Consider the following 20,173-nt stretch of genomic DNA (forward strand, 5'->3'; position numbering starts at 1 on the left):
CTTAATACCTGTAGCCTTTTGCAATCAGCTTTAACCTGAAATCTTGTTATTCAACAATGGCCTATGCAAACGCATCTTGTAACGGTGGGACAACTTGCTTTTTCCGGCTCATCACGCCATCTAGCCAAGCTTTTCCATCAACTAACGACTTGCCGAATGCCTTCTCGACCAAGGCTGCGTCATCACTGGCCACTAGCAGTTCAGAGCCCTCTTTCATAATGTCAGTGAGCAACAATAGAACAGAGTGGCGATCACCCTCTTCCTTGACCGCTGCGATATCTGCTTGCAGATCGGCTTTCATCTCATCAAACAGCGCCAAATCAATCACTTCTAATTGACCAATGCCGATGACGTTGTCGCCCATCTTAAAGTCTTTAAAATCACGTAGGACGAGCTCACGCAAAGGCGTGCCTTCAACAGATGACTTAACCGTGAACATCTCCATTCCCAGCGCTTTGTAATCTTCGATACCAGCGATCTCGGCCAGCGCTTCAACACACTTAATATCTGCAGTTGTACACGTCGGTGACTTGAATATCACGGTGTCACTTAAAATCGCGCACATCATTGCACCAGCGATGTTTTTCGGGATCTCAACGCCGTGGAAGTCGTACATCATTTTGATAATAGTATTGGTGCAACCTACCGGACGGATCCAGCACTCAAGCGGTGTCGATGTCGTTATGTCACCCAACTTATGATGGTCGATAATACCTAAAACCGTGGTGTCATCGATGTCATCAGGTCCTTGAATACGGTCTGAGTGGTCAACGACATAGATCCCATCGGTATCAGCAAAAGTCATTTTGAGCTCTGGTTGCTCAAAGCCAAACTTATCTAATATGAATAGAGTTTCAGGTGACAGTTCACCTAAACGTGCAGGCAGTGTTTCTTCACCAATGGTGGTTTTCAGGTACGAAAGAGCGATAGCTGAACAAATCGAATCTGAATCAGGGACTTTGTGTCCTACTGCGTAAGCTGGCATAAATCTTCTCTCTTATGAACGCTGACGTATGTGTTAACAAATCGGTATGGCGCGCATTCTAGCAAAATGAAACCCTAGGAGCATAGACGCGATATGCGCTGATTTACTGTTTTCCTGTCTAGCGAGTCAAATCGCATTCATTCAAGACTGACCAGTAGCGACAACTAACAATTCACCCATCCCGCTTCAGCACACATCTGTGCAGGTCTTATTTATAAAAAACTGTATATGTTACTTAGACAGTATCAGCGTTACTTTTACTCCCTGTTCATATTCTTGGAACATCAGCGGGAGGCCTCCATGAAAAATTCTTTTCTCTACCTAAGCACCGTGTTGATCTGGGGCTCAACCTGGTTAGCCATCGAATTTCAATTAGGCATAGTAGCGCCTGAAGTGTCACTGTTTTATCGCTTTACCATGGCTGCAATACTGATGTGGGGATATTGCAAGTGGCGAAAACTTGAAATGAATTATTCCCTTCGAGAGCATGGCTATTTTGTCTTACTGGCCTGTTTTAATTTTGGTTTTAACTATCTGGTCTTATATTGGGCGCAGGCTTATCTAAATTCCGCGATGACCTCAATCGCCTTCTCGACACTGTTGATCATTAACATTATCAATACCCGTCTGTTTTTCGGTAAACGTATTGCCAGTCGAATATACATTGGCGCGTCGATAGGGATTGCCGGAATTGTCGCTCTTTTCTGGCACGACTTTGGCGGCTTCGACTTCTCCAGTGCTGCAATGATAGGACTGGTGATGGCGTTGCTCGGCACATTTATGGCGTCTCTGGGAAATATGGTGAGCGTAAGAAACTCCAATAAAGGCATAGGGGTCTTACAGGGCAACGCTTGGGGGATGTTCTACAGCAGCATCATCTTATTAGTTTACATCGAGTTTAGCGGTGCTGAATTTATCATTGATACGCGCAGGTCCTATCTCGCTTCACTGGCCTATTTAACATTGTTCGGTACAGTATTCGCTTTCGCTTGCTACTTTGTTTTACTAAAAAATATAGGCCCAGAAAAAGCCAGCTATACCATTGTTCTGTTCCCAATTGTGGCGGTGATACTAAGTACACTATTTGAAGGCTTTGTATGGCAGGAGAATACCGTATTAGGGTTTGTGCTAGTGATCACGGGTAATGCCGTTGTACTGACCCCATTGAAAAAATTAAAAACGATTAGTCTAAAGTACAGCCAACGCCAGCAACAAAAAGCTTGTCTGCTGAAATAAAAGCGTACCGCCGAATAGAGAAACTTGAATATCTAATGGCTGAGAGTGGCAAGACGCTGGTGAGCGTGGTCTTCAATTCAGGAAACACGCTCCCGCTCAAAACCAATACTTGCTAGCCACTCATAAGCTTGCGCCCGTGTGTCACAAAAACGGTAATTGATGCCAGCGCTACAATATACCCGTTCGAACTGCGCTCGAACGATCGACTTTACCGCCGTATCTCCGGTAACCATGGCGGTAGAGGTTAAACCCAGCGCCTTTCTCATTTTGACTAGGCTCGCCATCTCTTTTTCAGCTTCAGGCGTCATTAATCCGGTACCGTGAACTATGATAATACATGCCCACGGATTAGGACTTAATTGTCTAATCACAGCCAACATGTCGGCTTTATAACTAACAATCAACTCTTCATTCCACGGCCCATTAGCATCAACCAAAAGAACTCGGCCCTGACATTGAATCGAATATTCACCGTGTTGTTCCACTAAAACGTTTCCTATAGATCCAGCTCAATGCGCACACTCCAATCATGCCGATTAGGTGAGTGCAGCTCGGTACAGCTTAACCATGTTCGACACAGTTTCACGTGCTTGTTTCGTGGTTGCCGTAGTAAATACACCTTTGGCGCACAATACCAAATTGCTACCTAACTGCAGTTCAGATAGCCCACAACGACTCAAGTCAACTTGCCCAGTCCGCTCACCTTCTCGTAGTAATTCACCGACAAATTGACTCAGCACTTCAATATGAGCAGCCATCGCATCAACGCAATACTTATTAGCCGCTTGAACAATATCCTGCAACACCACAGAGTCACTTATTTCTTCAAATATAGGCTTCGCCCAATCAAGCAGCATCGCTTCAAGCGTCGACCAGGTATCTTTGTATTGCGCCTTAAAACTCGGCAGATTTGCCTGCATTTCTTGGTGATGACGCAAACACACCTCACGAAAAAGAACCTCTTTGTTCGAGAACTGCTTGTGTATCGTGACTCGAGAAATCTCAGCATAACGGCTGATCATTGAAATGTTGGTTGCACTGTACCCATGACGAAAAAAGCAATCACGGGCGGCATCAAGGATGGTCTGTGTCGTGGAAGGCATTCTACTTCTTATGAATTCTGCACTCTGCTATCTGCCGACAGAGTAGCGACTTAGACCACACTTCGCAATTTCCATGTTTACACTTTTTGTAAATATGTTAACTTGTCGACACATTTTTGTTATGTATGCATCCTGTAGGTATTCCCGTGAAATTTTTCCAATTGCCATTCGTTATGTTGTCTATGGTACTTGTCGCCTGTTCCGGAGATGAAGCGCCAACTGCCACCCATGTGGCAACTCCAAAAGTGGTTCAGCTATCTCCTGTCACACTTGCCAATGAACAACAGTCTTATCAGTTTCCTGCCACAGTAAAGCCGGTGAAGACGGTTAAATTGAATTTCGAAGTGTCTGGACGATTGAATTTCACCGATATGATCCAGGGCACAACCATTAAAAAAGGCCACCTGCTGGCGACGATGGATAGCGCCCCTTTTGAACGACGAGTGAGAGAAAATTTTGCCCGCCATAAGCAAGCCCGATTAGAACTGGATAGACTTCTTTCTCTATATGACAAAAAGCTCGCGGCGAAAAGAGACTTAGATAATGCCGAGACTCAGTTTGAGATCACCTTGGTTGACCTTGAAAACAGCCGTCAGGATCTGAGTGACTCTAAGCTGGAAGCCCCATTTGATGCATTAATCAGTGAGCGTTTGTTAGAAAACGATAGCTATATCAGCGCAGGGACGGCCGTTGTCACGCTGCAAGATGTGTCCAAAGTACGCTTCGAGCTCAACGTATCTGAGCGCATTTTAAGTGCCAATATCAGCAACGAAATTATCAGCGCACAGGCCTTTATCAATGGTGCTATCAACAAAACATTTGATATCCATTACATCGAACATACCACCGAACCAGATCCCGTCACGCAAACTTATAAAGTACTGTTCGAAATGGATCCACCTGAGGATATACGCCTAACCCCCGGTCTTAGAGCTTACGTAGAGGTGAACGTACAAAACAAGCATCATGAAGCGGGTATAGTGGTACCGCTAAATGCAATTGTACCTCTCGGCGAACAACGTTTTAGCGTATGGAAGTACCAACCCGAGAGCAAAACCGTCACCGCAGCAGCCATAGACGTTGCAACCATCAGCGGCAACTTTGCCATTGTTCGTGCAGGGTTAGAGGAAGGTGATGAAGTGGTATCGGCAGGTGTTTCGCAAATGAACGAAGGGTTACTCGTTCAACGTTACGTTGCGGAGTAAACCTCATGGATATCGCACGCTACTCTATTAATACGCCCGTAAATACATGGCTCATGATCCTGGTCTGCCTGATTGGCGGAATGGTCGGGTTAAGTAATATTGGCCGCTTGGAAGATCCCGCATTTACGATTAAGCAGGCCAAAGTGCTGACCAGCTATACCGGTGCCAGTGCCGCTAAAGTTGAACGTGAAATCACCGAGCCTGTCGAGATCGCTATCCAACAAATGCCCCAGCTACGGCGCGTCACTTCGGTTTCAAAACCAGGTCAATCGGAAGTCACCGTTGAGATAAAAACCAACTACGATGCTGACAAGCTACCACAGATATGGGATGAACTACGTAAGCGGCTCTCAGACATGTCAGGCAGTCTGCCCAATGGTGCAGGCAAGCCAAAAGTGGTCGATGATTTCGGTGAAGTGTTCGGTCTTTACTACGCGTTAACGGCGCCAGATTTCACTCCGTATCAGTTACGTGAGTTCTCTCGCATTATCCGACGAGATCTACTGATGGTTCCCGGCGTTGCGAAAGTCGAAGTGAATGGCGTTATGCAGGAGCAGATCGTCGCGGAAATGGATCCAAACCATATTGCAGGGCTAGGACTGTCATTCCCCGATGTGGCCGCTCTACTGCAGTATAATCTGCGCCCGTTTAATAGTGGCCGTATGCTGATAGAAGGCAATCAGGTACGCATTCCAATTGAAGCCGCTAAGAACCACTTGCAAGAGATCGGCAATTTGATGCTCGCTGTACCGGGCAGCAATGCGACGATCCGTATCCAAGATTTTGCAGATCTGCGGCTCGAAACTAAAGATGTACAACCCCACTTGATCCGCTACCAGGGAGATCAAGCGATCACCCTCGCCGTGGCCGCACAAAATGATGTCAACATCGTTGAAGTGGGCAAGGCTGTTCAAGAGCAAGTCAAAGCCGTATTGGCACGATTGCCTGCAGGTATCACGCTAGATGCTATTTATGACCAAGGCAAAGTGGTCGATGAATCTGTTGATGGCTTTTTATTGAACCTTCAACTGTCTGTCATCGTTGTGACGTTAACGCTTTGCCTGTTTATGGGCTGGCGCTCAGGTGTCGTCGTTGGCTCAATCTTGTTGATGACGGTCATGGGGACAATCATGACGATGTGGTTGTTCTCGTTACAACTTCAGCGCATCTCCCTTGGCGCCATGGTGATCGCCATGGGCATGCTCGTCGATAACGCCATTGTGGTTGCCGAAGGCATGATGCTGAGAATGCAGCAAGGCAAATCTGCCAGAGAAGCGGCAAGCTTTATCGTCAAGCGCACTCAATGGCCGTTACTTGGGGCGACTGTGATTGGGATCGCTGCTTTTTCAGGGATAGGGCTATCCGATGATCAAACAGGAGAATTCCTGTTTTCACTTTTCGCCGTCATCTTAATCTCTCTGATATTAAGCTGGATTTTGGCTGTCACAGCCACACCACTCTTTGGTAGCTATTTCTACAAAACAGAGAATAAAGGCAGCCAAGAGAGTTTTAACTCGTTCTTGCATAAAGGCTATTTGGCTGCACTTCGCGGCGCATTAAAATTTCGATGGCTAACCGTTGCCGTTCTTATTGCCATAACAGCGGTCGCCTATGCAAACTTTGGCAATGTGAAAAAAGGCTTCTTTCCTCCGTCAAACACCCCCATTTTTTATATCCATTATTGGGGTCCACAAAATCGAGACATTCGCACCACAGAAGCCGTAATGGCGGAAGCAGAGAAAGTTGTCATGGCGGGTGACAATGTTGATTCGGTGAGTACCTTTATTGGCCGAGGTGCCGATCGTTTTACCCTCACCTACGCTCCCGAATCAGCCAACGAAAGCTATGGACTGTTCCTGGTTCGTATGAATAGCGCTGACAATATCGATGCTTTTGCAAACACAATCGCCGACAGATTAGCAAGCTTAGATCCTGATGCAGACATTTATGTAAAACGGATAATTTTTGGCCCTGGCTCTGCAGCCAAAATCGAAGCGCGTTTTTCAGGGCCAGATGCAACCGTATTACGGCAGCTGGGCGAACAAGCCTTAGCACTGTTTCGTGCCGATGGTCAGGTAAAAGACACCCGACATAATTGGCGCGAAAAAGTGATCACCATGATGCCTTTGTACGACGAGTATAACGCCAGTGTCGCCGGTGTAACCCGCGCCGACTTTGCTGATGCGGTGCAGTACACCACCAACGGATTACAGTTGGGTAAACTTCGCGACGGCGACTACGACTACCCTATCGTCGCTAAGACGCCAAACTCTGAAAATGCGACGGTCGATAGCCTGCGTGACGCTCAAGTATGGAGCGCACAACAACGCCGCTATATTCCATTGAGTCAGGTAATGGAAAAAATCCAACTGGCCAGCGAAGACGTATTGCGTCAGCGACGGAATAGGATCCGCACCATCAGTGTACTCGCAGAGCCTGCAGCTCATGAAACTGCGGCAGCCGCACTGACTCGACTGCAACCCGCGCTAGAAGCTATCCCACTACCAGATGGGTACAAACTGGAATGGGGTGGTGAATACGAGTCATCAAGAGATGCGCAGAAAGCACTAGGTGGTGGCTTACCGGTGAGTTTTCTTATCATGCTATTAGTCACCGTATTGCTATTCGGTAAGGTCAGACAACCTCTCATCATTTGGCTAATAGTACCCATGGCGGTAGTAGGCGTCGTATCCGGGCTGATCGCCACTGATATGCCATTCGGATTTATGTCCTTATTAGGCTTCTTAAGTCTATTCGGCATGATGATCAAAAACGCTATTGTGTTGATTGAAGAGATCGACTTACAGATTGAAGAAGGTAAACCGGTGCGGGAAGCCATCGTCGATGCCAGTCTAAGCCGTTTACGGCCTGTGTCATTGGCTGCCATCACCACGATTTTAGGTATGGCACCGCTGTTGTTTGATGCTTTCTTTGCCGATATGTCCGTAACAATTATGGGCGGCCTCACCTTCGCAACGCTACTCACATTGATCGCTGTACCCGTACTGTACAGCATCATGTTTAGAGTCAGTTTTAGGGTTAAAAATCTGCCTCAAGCGACAACGAAATAGTATTCACACTTCAGTAAAAAGCCCTCTCAATGTATGAGAGGGCTTTCTTCATCAAAATACACAAGATTAGCTATCAGCTACAAAGTCTGGCCTCGCTTCCGGCGCAGTGCTGCTACACCAAAGGCACTGAGCGCGAATACGCCGATAATAGCCGGATCTGGCACTTCACGGATCTGGATCCTCGCCACTTCAAAGCCCTGTTGGGTAAAGTCAGCAGCCATCTCGTCGATGGTATAACCGGTAGGTGTTGATCCGCCAATAATCGCTAAGCCGCCGGGAAGTACATCCAGGCCGGTATGAAAACCAACAACGCCATTTTCATCCTGCCGAGCCTCGCCATCAGCCCCCACTAAAAAGGGCGAACCAAAGCCACGATTAAGCTCTGTGCCGGAATCCCAAACAGATGACCCCAATACCAGAATATCCAAATCCTGAAACTCACCCATCATGTCAAACAGCGAGTAAGCCATGGCATCGTCGTTGCCGATAAAACCATCATTGGTGGGAATAAGCATAGATAGAAAGCTGAAATAGCCACTGCTAGCGGCATCCACTTCAAACACATCCGAAGTAGCACTCTCCCCAGGCTCAAAAACGGGTGCCATACCACCAAAGGCCGCCAACGTACCTTGCACCCCATCGGCATGAGAGGCAGTAAATGAAGCGGATATACCAGATGTATCACCATTTTCAGCCAACGCCTGCAGCTCAGCAGAAGCCGCGGAACCCGCATCAAAGCTGTCGAAACTGCCATCGTGAAAACCCATCCACACGGGCGTAATTGCCAATCCACCTTCAGCAAACAAGCTGCTAACTTCCACTTTTACATACGTTGCATTGGCAGCGCCTGACCAACCGATGGCGCTCACCATCGCAGTCAATAAAACTCTCTTTGTATTCTTAAGCATAAGGGTTGTCCCAAGTTTTAAACCTCAGCGTCCATCAAAGGTGATAAAACGCGACGAACGGTTTTAAACTCTCGCCAGCCATTGAACGACAAACAGGAGATCGTTATTCCTGTGCAAGACGTACCACTAAATGAACTTCGAGTGTTTCACTACAAACCAAATTCAGTTTGGAGAGCAGTTATCACAAAAGTATCACTAAGAAATAACGAATTGCGCAAACACACAGGTCTTGCGCAGCGCTTGACCAAGGTTCCTTAGTTACCGGTGCCAAAACACACAGACATCAACGGATAAAGTTATGTTTTATATCTACTCTCCCCAAGGACGTATATTCTCCGGCACCCTCGAGATGCTCAAAAAGGTGGAAGCGGTCAGTGATAGCGCTAAAGGGGAAGTGCGTCAGGAGTTCATGTTGCAACAAGAGATTGAAGCATCGGTTCGCCAAAACATGACACCTGCAGAAACGCAGGAAGAGGAGAAGCCTTACCAAGCACCAGAAGGCCTGATAACAAAGTACAACCAGGTCTTAAAGTCACAGGGGCAGCGCGAGCCGGTATACCATGTTTACCAAGTAATGAGCCGTCCTGTGGTTAGCGTAACGCCAGATTTTTCTATCGAACGTCTGTTTCAAACCTTTGAACAGTATCCCTACAAGTTGTTTCCCGTAGTAACAGGTAACCAACTGATCGCCGCCATATCAAGAGCACAACTGTATCACCTCATGTTAACTAACCCCGAGGCAGCATACCGTGAATCGACCCTAGCTATGCTTCTCGACACGGGAGAACAACAAGTGCTTACCGCAGATCCGGTGACCGATATCCGGCGAGCTGCGCGGGTGATGTTAGAAGAAAAGCTCGAAGCCCTACCCGTTGTAGATTCATCAGGGCAAGTACAAGGCATCATATCGCGAACCGATATATTGCATTGCGTAGTAAAAGATCCACCGCTGTCGATCTGGACCTAGATCGGCAAACAATCTCGATCAATACAGGCCCTGTCGTCGTGGCAGCCAATTCGCTATTCCCTGCTTGCTGATGTATGGTGAAAACTCTCTGGCACATGCCTTGTTAAACAAGTTGTTTGCTTCCATTCCTCTGTATAAGAGCCGCAGCAATGAGTTTACGCGTCAGCTACAACACCCATGAATTTGAAGATATCGATATTCATCTGCGTACATTACGCGACAATCAGCAGTTTGAAGACAACGATGGTATTGCCGAAAAGTTAGGGATATCTTCCGCCACATGGCCACTGTTTGGTATCGTCTGGCCCTCTGCTCAGGTTTTAGCTCATTACCTGTATGACTTTGACTTTGCGAACAAACGCATCTTAGAAGTCGGCTGTGGTATCGGCCTTAGCAGCTTACTACTCAATCACCTGAATGCAGACATCACCGCAACAGATTATCACCCCGAAGTTGAAAGCTTTATGCTGAAAAACACCCAGTTAAATGATGATCCTAAGATCCCATTTGTTCGCACTGGCTGGGCTGATGAGGTCACCGAATTAGGCACTTTCGATCTCATCGTTGGTAGTGATCTGTTGTATGAAGATGAACATATCGAAATGCTCGCAGGTTTTATCGACCAACACTGTAAAGCACAGTGCGAGATCATATTGGTTGATCCTGGCCGTGGTCGTCATGCCAAGTTCAGTAAGAAGATGGCGACATTAGGTTTCTCTTTCGAGATGAGTAAGCCGCGAGAGCAGACCTATCTCGATAAACCATTTAAAGGCGTGGTACTAAAGTACAGCCGATAGTCGCTGTAACAAGTCTCGTCATTCGATGTCAGATCTTTAGTCACTTGAACGCTACGGCTGCCTTTCTACGCTGTTTCTTTGCGTCTGCAACAACTGGTTCAATTGTACAATGGGCATTGGCTTGCCAAATGCCCAACCTTGGCCGTACTCAACATCTAAATCAACTAAGGCATCACGTTGCATCTTGTTTTCGACACCTTCGGCCACTACTTTCAATCCCAATCCGTGGGCGATAGCAACAATATGTTTAATAAGTGACGATTTGATACTGCCCTCTTCCATGTCAAAAACAAAAGTCCGGTCAATCTTCAACAATTGGCAATGCAGCTTCTTCAGTTGGTTCAAGTTGGAATAACCGGTACCAAAGTCATCAATCGCGATGCTAAAACCCGCCTGATGCAGTGCTGCCAGATTCCGCCGCGCACTGTCGCCATCCAGATACTCATCTTCGGTGATCTCAAAAACAATATCGAAGGGTGACTCCTTTAACGAAGGTATATGGGGCAATTCGGCAATGGCATCGTTAGTCACGTCTTGAGGGAAAATATTAAAACTCACCCTAAAACTAACACCGACGCCGGATATGATGGACAAGTCATCCATCGCTTTGCTAATTAGCTGACGAGTAAACAGCCAAGTTCTATCCAGCTCACGTATGAATGGTATAAATCTATCTGGAGACATTGGCCCCTGATTATCTTCAAACCGGGCTAACATCTCACAACCGATAACCTGTTCGGTACGCAAATCAACAATCGGTTGATATAGGCAGTAAAAAGCGTCCTCGGCAAGTCCACGCTTTATTCGCTGTTTATCAGAACGATGGCGCCTAAACAGGTAAGTTAAAATAGCAAAGCAGCCCCCTCCGACACAAAAGCTTACCAGCAGCAATAATAAGATGACTAACCCATAGCCATGAGCGAACGCCAGTTGATTCAAATCCAGAGCGACACAATAAGGACTCACCGCACTACAATGCGTGTAGTAGCTATCACCTAGCCGGGAAAACAGGCCTGGTACCGACTTACCGATGATAAACGTACCTCGAACACCAAATACATGCTCCACTTCATCACCCATTCGTGCGACCAACTGCCAAGAAAATGGAGCCATAGTGGTGTGACTAATAAAGCGCGGATCCAGTACCACGTTGTATCGATCCTTGCGGACCATGATCGCTTGGTAATCCATATCAAACATGAGCAGTGGGCGATCAACCCACAATGAATAACCATTGAGATCGATGAGATCGGGTGGGTCTTCAGCAACCGGGGTTTCCAACATCCCCATTCCTGTTGTGCACACCAGATTGTTTTCAATGAAGAAACCGATATCTTTGATATGATCGGACTGAAACAGCGCACGACGCATCGCCAATAAATTACGCTGATCACAAAGCTGATAACCTAAAGCATTTAGCTTTTTAATGACGGTCGTCGTATCAACAGCTCGTTTTTCCACTTCATGAAGAACGTACTCGGCCTTTCTCAATTGATTGACCCGAATATCGGCCACAAGGGTATAAGCGAGCACAAACCCAAGCCCCATGGTCACAAGCAAGCTGAGTATTAGCGCCACCCAACCATCACGAACTCTTAATGTTGGCATCGAGAATTTACGCACGATAGAAAAGACTAAATCTTAATATAATCTATAACTTAGCTTACTGCTGAACTAATAGGTGGCTCTCACGAGGCTAGCGTTCCGCACACTTGGCGATCCAAAGTGGTTTGTCGACCTGTCGAGCAAGTGATACCGCTTCATCTAAAAATGCTTCGACTCCTTGGCCTAGTAGGAAAATTCTAGTGTAGTCCTTGCGGATAATATTCAACTCGTAAAAGACAAACGAGTCTTCAGCGTCGGTAGGGAGGATCTCGATGAATTGGAATGCCAGCAGATCTGATAAGTTAACCGTTTCCACTTTACTTACTCTAGGCCACCACCGCGGTATTTCACCTCTAACAATCTGACCTTTATCTAAATAGAAATTTGTCGTTTCGAGTTTGCGAGACAGTGAACCAAAAGAGACAACCGCCATTAATGCAGAGAAGGCATAAGAGAGCCATTGGCTAGTTTCAAGGGATAGCGAGTTGATCGGTTTATGTCTGAACGCCCAAACAACCAGCAGGGCGATAGCCAAAGGGATCAATGACAACAAAATGGAAGAAACTGTCACCCTATAGCCAAACATCGAAGAGCCAAACTGGCAAAGCTTATGGGTTCTGTAACTCTCGCGAAAACGGGATTGCGGCGCCCAGCAAATATGCTCAGGCCGTATCGCAATGCGTCGCATACATTCAATGGACGCTTTCGCCACCCAGCAAGTCGAACGATCTGCTCGATGCTGAGCAACGCCAGTTCCTGAAACCTCAATGTATGCTGGCTCTGAAACGGTTTCGACGTTAAGGGTCGTTTCTTCCTCTTCATCTAAGTCCAGCTCATCAGCAACATCTTTCGAATGGTCACTGGCCAGGACTAATCTAGCTCGTTCCAGATGCTCGGCAAGCACCAACAGCCTGATACCACCGGCAGAATTACCTAGCTGCATACTGGCTACATGCTCATTGGCAATCACCGCAGGTATCCCTGAAAGTTCCAAATTGTCCCGCGCAATTTGTGCTTCATAGGGAAAATCAAAAATTGCGACAACAACAGATCCCGTCATTCACAAACATCCCTTTGCTACAAGCCGTTATCGTCGTCACTGCAACGGCTTAATCACACCCTTCAGCCAACTGGAAGCCATACCGACGTGTCACCTCATCAAACCAGAACTGATAACAGCCCGATTCGGCTAACTGCAAGCGGATATTACTGCCGTCAACTTCACCACGCTGGTCGTTCTCATTATCGCCCCAGTTTAAGCCCCATGACGATTGACCACTGACTTCAAATTTATATTCGTAACGGCCATGGCTCAGCTGAGTGACGATGCTCCAAAGGCCATCATCCCCGCGACTCATTGGCAAACTGCCGCCCCAATCATTCATACTGCCCCGCAAAAACAGGGACGTTAAAGCGGGCGCTTGAATATTAGGTAACGTCGTCGGCGCCACGACATTAGGGTAATACCCGTCGATCAATTTCTGAGGTTCCGCGCCCAAATAGAGCACAGTGACGCTATTTGGTGGGATCCTTGCCACTTCAACTTTACTTGCGGTGACGCTATCAATAACCGCAGGGATCTTAACCTTACCCAATAGTAGCGATAGGTGAGCCCAATCTTCAGACAATGACTCACTCTCAACAGATTTAAAAAACGGCATTAAATCCAAGGTTGCCTGTTGCTCACTACTGCTGGCGTTTATCAAAATCACAACACCCGAGCCCTGATATAAGCGCATAAAACTACTGACACCATATTGCCGCGTGACAACAGGCAGTTCGGAACCATGGGTGATAGCCTGATATTGGTGGCGGATCTGCAACAGATCACGATAGCCACTAAGCAATGAATGCGGCTTAGCCGTTTGTCTTTCCACATCCTGCCAATTAAACAATGCACGTAGCTCCGCATCTGGCCTAGGTTTGCCTTTTAGCCCTAACTCATTGCCATAGAAAATCATCGGTGTTCCCTGCCCTAAGATCTGCATTGCAGCAGCAATAAAGGCTTTATTGGCGTTCCCTTCATAGCGAGTCAGAGGACGGGGGAGATAGCTATCATGATTACTAAGGAACGTTGCCATCTGATAGCCAGAAGGGAAATTCTGACGCTGATAGCGTTTAAGATCGGCGACCGCATCAGGTGCTATATTATCAACCACCTCTGTTGCCGCCCACGCCCAGTTAAAATCTAAACCAAGGTGGATCTGATTACTGCCATCACCAAAATAGTTGCCGACCTGTTCACGTGGACGCCATGTCTCAGCGAGTAGTACTTTGGCTGGCGAATAACTGTCAGCAATGCTGCGGTAATCTTGTAATAGCTTAAATGTACCGGCTCTATCGGCCTGTAAACCTGGGCCATCTTCAATAAGGTAGGGGGCACCATCAACTCGCGCGCCATCAAAGCCAAAATCCAACCAATACTTCAGCACCTTCTCCATTTCAGCACGGACATAGGGGTTGTGTAGGTTAAGATCCGCGATCTCTGCACTTTGAAAGTAGGTATAAAAATAGCGGTCACCATGGGGCTTCCAGACGTCATGCCACTGCCCACCACCCCAAGCCGCTTGCCAATCATTGCTAGGTTGATCCTGCCAGACATACCAATTGCGCTTCTGCCCGCCTGCCGCTGAATCAATAAACCAAGGATGCTTAATCGAGGTGTAGCCCGGCACAAAATCAAACAGCACCTTTACGCCTCGTTGATGGGCAAGCTCCAGCAAAGATTTAAGCGTTTTCTCATCACCGAAGCGCGGATTCACAGTGTAGTAATCCAGTACATCATAACCGTGAATATTATCCATCGGATCATCTGACGTTCGTTCAGAGAGGTAAAACGGAGAGAGAAGGATCAGATCTATTCCCAGATCACCACCGGTGTCAGGGTCGCCGTCATTAAGATAGCCAAAGCGATCGATAATCCCCTGAATATCGCCAACCTGATCTTCATCATTAGAGTCAGCAAAAGACTTAATCCAAATATGGTAGCCGGTTGCCTGTCGGTACCACGCACTGGTGTCAGGAGCTGACGCCAACGCACTCACAGACACTATTGAACTGACTATTGATATAAGTAATTTCTGGGCAAGCGTCTGTGAAAATATAGGTATCTGCCGTAGCACTGTTTCTCTCCCTGAGCGCACCTACAGAGGTGATTCTTGAGTCGACATTTAACCTGTCCCGCGCGAACAAAACAACAATAGTGGCAAGGGGTTGTGAACGACCCGGCAAAAAACACCGATTAAATAAACCAAAAACTTTACTTTCTTATGTAAAGAATCTAGCCTAATCATTAAATAAACCAAATGGATTACTTAAATGAGATTATTGATTGTCAGCGGTAGCCAAAGAAAACGCTCACAAAGCGCCAAGGTGGCAGGCTATTTGGCTGAAAAGATGGAAGGCTTTGACCAGGTAGACCACATTGAGCTGTGCCAATACCAACTACCATTCTGGGACGGTGACACATTGACTGGCAAGGACGCAGAGATATGGGACTCGCTTCGGCAACGCAGCCAGCAATCCGATGCATTAATATTGATAACCCCTGAATGGGGTGGCATGGCCTCACCGCTTATTCGTAACTTCCTATTGATGAGTTCACTGGAAGATACCGCCCACAAACCCGTGATGTTGGTATCCGTCGTCAGTGGTATTAATGGCGCCTACCCCATCGCGGAGTTGCGCATGAATGCACTGAAAAATCTCAAGCTGGTTCCGGTGCCAGACCACCTTATCGTCAGAAATGTAGGCGAATGCCTTAATGGCAATGAAGTTAACGGCAAGCGTGATCAGCAACTCAGGCAACGGATCGATTACCACCTGCATATGCTGCATCAGTATGCTCAGGCACTATTGCCGCTGCGTCACTCTTATCAACACAGTCCCCATCCACAGCAAGCTGATTTTGCTTATGGCATGTAACAGTAACGGGCATAGTCCCCAAAAAAACATAGAGGAAATAGAGATGATCAGATTAGAACATATCAACCTAGTCGTACCGGATCTAAAAGCGGCACTGGCTTTCTATCAAGTCGCCTTTCCCCACTGGCATATAAGGGGGGGCGGTGAAGCTGAGTGGTATGGCACACCCAGACAATGGCTGCACTTTGGCGATGAAAACAATTACATCACACTCAATGACAAGGGCACGGGTGAAAACAGGGAATTAACGGGCCAGAGCACAGGACTCGCCCACTTCGCCTTTGTCGTAGATGACATTGACGGCATGATCGCCCGTCTAGAAGCTGCGGGATACCCGGTTGCGAAACAGGGGGCAGATGAGCCCTATCGAAAAAATGTCTACTTTATCGATCCGGCCGGATTTGAAGTGGAGTTCGTGCAGTATTTAAGTGATATACCGGATGAAAGAAATCGCTATAGTTAATAATCAATTCAGAGGCGCAGTTATTGCGGTTGCGTCTCTGGATTGCTCCGAAGTAACACTATTAACGAAAGCCTTCAGTCGCTCCACAAAAAGATGATCCAACTCATCAGCATACACCTATAAAAATCAACACATTCCGAACACTATCTTTTAGTAGCTTCTATACTCAAAGCAAAATTTTTATGGGGAGTGAAATATATGCTGGATCGGGTAACCTCCAGACCTTTTCCACTTATTAAACAGGCAAAAGGGTTTTCTCAAGCGGCTCTAGCGTCTGTCGTTATTAACATTCTGTCACTGGCCCTACCACTGACTATGTTGCAAATATTCGATCGCATTCTTCCCAACCAAAGCTTAGGTACAGCAACAGTACTGGTGGTTAGTGTGGCCATTGCGATCCTGTTGGAAACCCTACTTCGATTCGCTCGAAGTTGGGTACTTGCCGCTTCAGCAAGTCACTTTGAACTGTCTGCCACCATAAATACATCGCAAGCGTTAATGGATGCCGATTACCAACAGATCGAGCAATTAGGTACAGGGAGAATCTTTAGCGGACTTTCGAGCATTGCCACGGTAAGAGATCTCTATTCTGGACAAGCAGCGCTAGCCATCATGGATTTTCCATTTGTAGTTATTTTTCTCGTGCTTGTAGCCTATATCGGTGGCGTACTTGTTTTTATTCCGCTAGCGGTATGGTTGGTGGTGGGGCTAATTGTTTGGTTACTTGGTAAGAAGCTCTATCAAGTAACAAATACTGTAGCATTAAGTAATAGCCAACGGACACGCATGTTGATGCATGTGTTAATTGGAATTAGCACGGCGAAAGCACTGGCTTTGGAAACCAAACTCGCAAGTAAGTATCGCGAATTAAATCATCAACGGTTAGCACAACAACAGCAGGTAGACTGGCTCGCTTCTCGCTTGCAAGAAATCATTCAAGGTGCATCACAAGGCACAACCTTACTGTTAGTGTTAGTTGGGTGCTTAGCAGTGCTTAATGGTGAATTGACGTCAGGTGGTCTCGCAGCGTGTTCGATATTAGCTGGTCGAGCAGTTGCTCCTCTCAGTGCAATCATTAGCCTTCGTTCACGTTTGGTTGCAGCGAAATCAGCCATGACGAGCGTCGATACGATCGTTAACTTACCCAGTAGTCACTTCACAGGTACACATACCTATCAGGCAAAACTACCCGCTCCGTTCATTAAGCTCTGTCAACTATCAGCAAAAAGGGTATGTGCTCATCTGGACCATGTATCACTCACTATCCCTGCAAATAGACTAACCGTCGTGCGTTCAGACCCCCTTACCCACGCGAGTCTGTTACTAACGACGATAGGTGGCTTGCAAAAACCCTGTGAAGGAGATATCTACTTCAACGAAATACCCCAGTACCATCACAACCAAAATGAGTTTTCTCAGTCGGTACTTTACGTTAGCAGCTGGCCCCCACTATTTGATGGCTCGTTAATCGACAACATGACCATGTTCAATCCAGAACTGGCACCAGAAGCAATGAAACTAGCGGATGACTTAGGCCTAACCACCACCATTTCAAGGTTAAATAATGGTTATCAAACACCCGTCGGAGAAGGCGCGGATACTCGTCTAAGCCAAGGCGCGATAAAGCTAATCGCCATGGTTCGAGCATTGGTACAAAAGCCTTCGTTATTACTACTGGACGAGCCACTAGTGTCGTTGGATATCGATGGCCAAAATAGATTAGTGACGCTCTTAAAACAGATGACGCCAGAAATGACGGTTGTTGCAAGCAGCCACAACCCATCACTGATCGTCCAATGCGATGCTCAGATCGAAATTGGCTCCTCAGGTCATGCTCATTTGTCCCAACAGGAGGGAGCATGATGAATACTCAACATTCTGACTTACACCAGTCATTGGTCGGTTTATTTCAACAGCTAGGTATGTATGCTCAAGCCAATAAAATAGCCACAGATCCTCAACTCCATTTTTTGGATACTATTGGATTTAATCGTCAATTAGACAGGTACGATATAGATTTTTCAGTGTTGCCTGCAGACCACAAAAAGATGATGTGTGCGATACACCCGTTCGTGGTTATTCCAAGTGACTCACAAGCGTTTGTCGCGCGGCGAAAGGATGAGCGTTTAGAGCAATTGGCTGCCGACCAGACATGGCAACCATTAACCAATATCACCTCAATGGCTGGCGCCCATATGGTGTTAATTGAACATCTGCCAGGGCAAAGAGGAGAACAGAGTAGATTTACCCAAGAGCTAGATAAACGCCGAAAATGGTACCGCCCTGTATTTTGGTTAAGCCTCCTTGCAAGTATTACCGGATTAACAGTCCCCCTGTTTACTATGGCTGTGTACGACAAAGTTATTGGTGGTCAGGCACCCGCAGAACTACCAGGGATCGCAATGGGGGCCATACTGGCACTGGCGATACTCGTTGTCTGTCGCATTGTACGCGCAGCCATTCTTTGTTCTGTCAGTAACCGTATGGCACGTGATCTTTCTGACATGACATTTAGCCGCTTATTACATATGCCGCTAATGGTATTAGGCCGTGTCGGGATATCCAATCACATTGCCAGATTGAGAAATGCAGAGCGTGTTCGAATGCTGTTTTCCGGTCCCGGAGGCGCTGGTTTAATTGATATCCCTTTCACGTTGATCGCGCTGTTTACCATCGTCTTATTGAGTGGTTGGTTAGTTGTTGTGCCTGTCGGTATGCTCGGATTGTACTATCTAATAGCTCGCGGACTGCAAAAATATGCTCAACGAGCCTCCCCTACGCTATCGACTAAACATCAGAACTCTATTAACGAACTAACCAAGCAACTACTCGCGCTAAAAACCAGTGGTAATTACAGTGGTTGGATTGAGAGGTTTATTCGCCAAACTCGTATCAACTGTCAACAAAACTTTGCCTATGCAAAAAGAAATGGCCTAAACCAAGCTGTTAGCCACGGACTAAGCCTGATGACGGCCTTGGTTACGGTATTTACAGGTATATTTCTAGTATTAGATCAAAGTATTACGGCTGGCGCATTGATAGCCAGCACGATGTTGATTTGGCGGATCACCGGCCCTGCCCAGCTCGCTTTCGCATCATTACCCAAAATGGCCATGCTGAAAAGTGCTTCACAACAGTTTGATAACTTCATGAAAGTGAAAACTGAAAATAATGAATTACGACTAGAGATCCCAGACAGTTCGGGTCCCCCGTCATTGAAATTTCAGCATGTCACACTGCGATTCAGCGCAACGCAAGAGCCAGTCTTATCGAGTATTGATTTCGAAATATGCCCCGGTGAAGTGGCAGTTGTTATCGGACCAAATCAAGCTGGTAAATCAACATTGTTACAGGCTGCTCTTGGCGTTATCGAACCACAATCAGGTTTTATAACGATCAATGACAGGAATCTAACCCAGTACGATCCGACCAACTTCAGACACTGGGCTGGGTATGCGCCTGCACAACCAGATCTGTTCCCTGGAACGTTAGCTGATAACTTAAGAATTTCACGTCCCGAAGCCACAGAAGAAGAGTTACAGCAAGCACTGCTAGAAGCAGGCGCCGCCACTCTTTTAGACACTCTAGGTGGCAGCCTAAATCAAGATCTATTCGAACAAGGCTACAGCACGTTAACTGCGATTGAAGGCAGTTATATTAGCTTAGCTAGAGCACTATTAAAACGCTCACCATTGCTGCTTCTCGATGAGCCGATAGCCAATCAAAACCCTCGCGCAAGGCGGCAATTTGTGCACACCCTTGAACAACTAAAAGGGCTTCATACCGTCTTATTTAGCAGCCATGATCCAGAGTTAATAAAACATGCAGACAAAGTGCTGGTGCTAGACAAAGGCTGCTTAGTTTACGCTGGACCTCAACCACAATCACAGCCCGTGCAGGAGGCTTAAT

At 46.9% G+C, this 20,173-nt stretch carries 16 protein-coding genes; 9 read left to right on the forward strand and 7 right to left on the reverse strand.

The features are described from left to right. Positions 1–61 precede the first annotated feature (61 nt). On the reverse strand, positions 62–985 hold the full coding sequence (locus tag EZV61_RS15775) for a manganese-dependent inorganic pyrophosphatase (RefSeq protein ID WP_131416859.1): 924 nt from the start codon (positions 983–985) through the stop codon (positions 62–64). A gap of 300 nt (positions 986–1,285) precedes the next feature. Between EZV61_RS15775 and EZV61_RS15780 the strand changes: the two genes are divergently transcribed. Then, the gene (locus EZV61_RS15780) at positions 1,286–2,221 is read left to right on the forward strand and encodes a DMT family transporter (protein WP_131416861.1); all 936 of its coding nucleotides are present in this window, start codon (positions 1,286–1,288) and stop codon (positions 2,219–2,221) included. Positions 2,222–2,298: 77 nt separating this feature from the next. On the opposite strand, the gene EZV61_RS15785 is transcribed toward EZV61_RS15780, so the two are convergent. Then, the gene (locus EZV61_RS15785) at positions 2,299–2,706 is read right to left on the reverse strand and encodes a hypothetical protein (protein ID WP_131416863.1); all 408 of its coding nucleotides are present in this window, start codon (positions 2,704–2,706) and stop codon (positions 2,299–2,301) included. 51 nt (positions 2,707–2,757) lie between these two features. Beyond that, the gene (locus EZV61_RS15790; protein ID WP_114338522.1) at positions 2,758–3,324 is read right to left on the reverse strand and encodes a TetR/AcrR family transcriptional regulator; all 567 of its coding nucleotides are present in this window, start codon (positions 3,322–3,324) and stop codon (positions 2,758–2,760) included. Positions 3,325–3,470: 146 nt separating this feature from the next. On the opposite strand from EZV61_RS15790, the gene EZV61_RS15795 reads away from it, so the two are divergent. Together EZV61_RS15795 and EZV61_RS15800 are read left to right on the forward strand one after the other, a co-directional pair. Next, entirely contained in the window at positions 3,471–4,529 is a 1,059-nt protein-coding gene (locus EZV61_RS15795) for an efflux RND transporter periplasmic adaptor subunit (RefSeq protein ID WP_158538038.1), read from the forward strand. A 5-nt stretch (positions 4,530–4,534) separates the two neighbouring features. Then, entirely contained in the window at positions 4,535–7,600 is a 3,066-nt protein-coding gene (locus tag EZV61_RS15800) for an efflux RND transporter permease subunit (protein WP_131416865.1), read from the forward strand. A 77-nt stretch (positions 7,601–7,677) separates the two neighbouring features. Here the strand turns inward: EZV61_RS15800 and EZV61_RS15805 are convergent, their stop codons facing one another. Beyond that, complete coding sequence (locus tag EZV61_RS15805; RefSeq protein ID WP_131416868.1) at positions 7,678–8,508, reverse strand: spondin domain-containing protein; 831 nt, start codon at positions 8,506–8,508, stop codon at positions 7,678–7,680. Positions 8,509–8,806: 298 nt separating this feature from the next. On the opposite strand from EZV61_RS15805, the gene EZV61_RS15810 reads away from it, so the two are divergent. Both EZV61_RS15810 and EZV61_RS15815 read left to right on the forward strand, forming a co-directional pair. Next, positions 8,807–9,475, forward strand: coding sequence for a CBS domain-containing protein (locus tag EZV61_RS15810; protein ID WP_131416870.1), 669 nt, complete (start codon positions 8,807–8,809; stop codon positions 9,473–9,475). A gap of 149 nt (positions 9,476–9,624) precedes the next feature. Then, the gene (locus EZV61_RS15815) at positions 9,625–10,272 is read left to right on the forward strand and encodes a class I SAM-dependent methyltransferase (RefSeq protein WP_130565370.1); all 648 of its coding nucleotides are present in this window, start codon (positions 9,625–9,627) and stop codon (positions 10,270–10,272) included. A 51-nt stretch (positions 10,273–10,323) separates the two neighbouring features. On the opposite strand, the gene EZV61_RS15820 is transcribed toward EZV61_RS15815, so the two are convergent. The 3 genes from EZV61_RS15820 to EZV61_RS15830 form a co-directional block, all read right to left on the reverse strand. Further along, positions 10,324–11,880 (reverse strand): EAL domain-containing protein, encoded by a 1,557-nt coding sequence (locus EZV61_RS15820; protein ID WP_131416872.1) that lies wholly within the window; start codon positions 11,878–11,880, stop codon positions 10,324–10,326. 88 nt (positions 11,881–11,968) lie between these two features. Continuing rightward, positions 11,969–12,937: a putative signal transducing protein gene (locus EZV61_RS15825; protein ID WP_131416874.1), complete on the reverse strand. Its 969-nt coding sequence runs from the start codon at positions 12,935–12,937 to the stop codon at positions 11,969–11,971. A 49-nt stretch (positions 12,938–12,986) separates the two neighbouring features. Further along, positions 12,987–14,927, reverse strand: coding sequence for an alpha-amylase family glycosyl hydrolase (locus EZV61_RS15830; RefSeq protein WP_165569639.1), 1,941 nt, complete (start codon positions 14,925–14,927; stop codon positions 12,987–12,989). Positions 14,928–15,195: 268 nt separating this feature from the next. On the opposite strand from EZV61_RS15830, the gene EZV61_RS15835 reads away from it, so the two are divergent. The 4 genes from EZV61_RS15835 to EZV61_RS15850 all read left to right on the forward strand — a co-directional run bounded on the left by EZV61_RS15835 (position 15,196) and on the right by EZV61_RS15850 (position 20,172). After that, positions 15,196–15,801, forward strand: coding sequence for an NADPH-dependent FMN reductase (locus EZV61_RS15835; RefSeq protein WP_130565366.1), 606 nt, complete (start codon positions 15,196–15,198; stop codon positions 15,799–15,801). A 43-nt stretch (positions 15,802–15,844) separates the two neighbouring features. Further along, entirely contained in the window at positions 15,845–16,264 is a 420-nt protein-coding gene (locus EZV61_RS15840; RefSeq protein WP_131416878.1) for a VOC family protein, read from the forward strand. A gap of 198 nt (positions 16,265–16,462) precedes the next feature. Further along, positions 16,463–18,127, forward strand: coding sequence for an ABC transporter transmembrane domain-containing protein (locus tag EZV61_RS15845; RefSeq protein ID WP_131416880.1), 1,665 nt, complete (start codon positions 16,463–16,465; stop codon positions 18,125–18,127). Further along, positions 18,124–20,172, forward strand: a complete 2,049-nt coding sequence (locus EZV61_RS15850; RefSeq protein WP_240695224.1) for an ATP-binding cassette domain-containing protein — start codon at positions 18,124–18,126, stop codon at positions 20,170–20,172. The genes EZV61_RS15845 and EZV61_RS15850 overlap by 4 nt, the downstream gene beginning before the upstream one ends. Position 20,173: the final 1 nt, after the last annotated feature.

This window comes from Corallincola luteus (genome assembly GCF_004336975.1).
GTDB lineage: Bacteria > Pseudomonadota > Gammaproteobacteria > Enterobacterales > Neiellaceae > Corallincola > Corallincola holothuriorum.